Below are 1,697 nucleotides of genomic sequence, written 5' to 3'. Positions count from 1 at the left end.
TTTATTATTATCTTTTAAAATTAACAAAAATCACCTATTAATCTCTCCAATCCATCTTATAATATTACCTTTATCATCAATTTCTACTTCCAAATCTTTGTATTTATTGTAAAACTTAGGAGCTAAAATTTCATTAAGATACCTTGTGCCTTTTTGAGTGCGAAAACAATTGATATTATACATATCCCAATTATCCAAATTCCCCCAAAAATCGCCTTTTGTTGCATGATTTACTAAATTATCGTTGTAAGAATAAATATAATTATCTCTAAAATATTTCCAAGTTTCATATTTATTTTCTTTTTTGTATTGTGATAAATTGGGAGTTTTTGTATTTGCGTTATCTGTTTCATGATATGCACAACGCCAAAAATCAATACAATCGTCTAAAAAAAGTTGTCCTATAATAGCTACATAATCATCAGTATAATGATGTGCTAATTTATATAAATTTGAAAAATCAAATAAATAACTAGCAAAAATTGTTTCATCCATTTCTGCTTCAATATTAAAACTTGTCAAAATTGTCATTTCAAACAATTCCAAAATATCTGTTTTCTTAACATTTGGTATTTGTAGAAAAAGGTGCATTTCATAGTAGTTACTTATTTTCTTACCTAACTCATAAGGGATATCATAAAAAATAAAATCCATATACTCTTTATTTAATACTTTATATTTCATCTTAAATCTTTCAAATTGTGAATTTTTGTTTTTGGTTCTAAATTATGGATAATATCTATTGTATCTCCACCACTTTGAGAATTGCTTCTAATTTGTACTTTTGTCATTTTATCCTCTAATAAATAAACATTAATTTCTATCGGTTCTTGTCTTATAACTTTTCCGGTTTTTTTATCTTTGATACCTATGGTTGTTTTTATTTTATTTAAATGTTGAGCATTCTCTAATAAATCATTAGCTATTTCTTTTATTTGTTTATCATCTTTAGCCCAGAAAACATTCTCACTTCTACCAAGTCTTAATTCTTTAGAAGTCTTAAGATTGTATTTATTTTTTAATACATCTATCACTTCTTGTTTTGCGGCATATTTAGATTTTTTCTTAATAATATTTTTTAAATTTTTAGGATTTTTTACAGCTGCTAATGCAGCTAAAGCATTCCCAAAAATACCGCTATTTTCTACCGAATCTAAAGCAATATCTAAAATACTTCCCAAAGGAGCATAACTCACATCCTCCAAGGGTTTATCATTGAGTTCCAATTCACTAGGAAATATTATTTCTATAAAATCTTCACTACCATCTTACGTTTCTATCCTTATAACATTATCAGGAATTTTTTCTTGTGAATTAGAGTTTTCATTATTGATGATTATTGTATTTTCCTCTGCTTTAAAATAATCCTTAGTTAAAACATTAAAAGAACATACATTTTCATTATCAAGCCAATCATCTAAACCTTTAGCTATTTCAAATTGGATATTTTGCATACAAGCAGGAGCAAAAAATACCCTTTTATGCATTATGGTATCTTTTTCTCTATAATCTTCATTATATTTATGAAGTTCTTTAAAATATCCTGCTCCTAATTCCTTTTTTTCAAATTTTTTATAAGCATCTTTATAGGATTTAGAGATATTTTTAGGGATAATAAAATAAAGTTTGATTAAATTAGTATCAAAGCTAAGATTTAATTGTTTAAATTCATGATTTTTACTAAAATCTTTCCTAAA

At 25.2% G+C, this 1,697-nt stretch carries 2 protein-coding genes and 1 pseudogene; all 3 read right to left on the bottom strand.

Annotation, left to right across the window (positions count from 1 at the left end):
- Positions 1–30: 30 nt before the first annotated feature.
- Positions 31–684: a hypothetical protein gene (locus CQA75_RS09265; RefSeq protein ID WP_171000107.1), complete on the bottom strand. Its 654-nt coding sequence runs from the start codon at positions 682–684 to the stop codon at positions 31–33.
- Positions 681–1,196, bottom strand: coding sequence for a hypothetical protein (locus tag CQA75_RS08825; RefSeq protein ID WP_246023832.1), 516 nt, complete (start codon positions 1,194–1,196; stop codon positions 681–683). The genes CQA75_RS09265 and CQA75_RS08825 overlap by 4 nt, the downstream gene beginning before the upstream one ends.
- 72 nt (positions 1,197–1,268) lie before the next feature.
- A pseudogene (locus tag CQA75_RS09465) lies at positions 1,269–1,697 on the bottom strand (hypothetical protein); the annotation flags it as partial.

Origin of the sequence: Campylobacter taeniopygiae (assembly GCF_005406225.1) — a bacterium.
GTDB lineage: Bacteria > Campylobacterota > Campylobacteria > Campylobacterales > Campylobacteraceae > Campylobacter_D > Campylobacter_D taeniopygiae.
Note: the sequence above shows the minus strand (reverse complement) of the source record. Positions and strands in the feature narration are given on the sequence as shown.